General features: G+C 65.9%; 1 protein-coding gene. It reads left to right on the top strand.

Annotation, left to right across the window (positions count from 1 at the left end; genetic code table 11):
* Positions 1 to 519 (top strand): NPP1 family protein (locus tag ACTOQ3_RS43640; protein ID WP_440089960.1); only part of this gene is annotated, 519 nt, incomplete at both ends.

The following is a 519-nucleotide window of genomic DNA, read 5'->3' as shown; positions in this document are numbered from 1 at the left end:
CATCGGGCCGGACGGGACCCTCGCTGCGGGGCTGAACCCGACCGGCGCGGTCAACGGCAACTGCCGTGACCAGTCGGACCTGGACAATTCCCAGACCTACGCCCGCGCCAAGTGCAACAACGGCTGGTGCGCCATCGTGTACGCCAGCTACTTCGAGAAGGACCAGGCGCTGGCCGGCATCAGCCTCGGTGGCCACCGTCACGACTGGGAGCACGTCATCTCCTGGGTGAACCAGGCCTCCAACCAGGTGGAGTACGTCTCGACCACGCAGCACAGCGGCGTCGTGACCTACCCGCGCTCGCAGGTGCGCTTCGACGGCTCGCACCCCAAGGTCGTCTACCACAAGGACGGGGCGTCCACGCACTTCTTCCGGCTCGCCAACGGCAACGACGAGCCGCCGGAGAACCACTACCACAACTGGCGCTACCCTCCGCTGGTGGACTGGAACGGCTGGCCCAGTACTTGGCTGCGCGACAGGCTGATGAACGCGAACTTCGGCTCCGCGACCATAAAGATCAA

The sequence above is a fragment of the Streptosporangium sp. LJ11 genome (genome assembly GCF_051918945.1).
Lineage (GTDB): Bacteria > Actinomycetota > Actinomycetes > Streptosporangiales > Streptosporangiaceae > Streptosporangium.
Note: the sequence above shows the minus strand (reverse complement) of the source record. Positions and strands in the feature narration are given on the sequence as shown.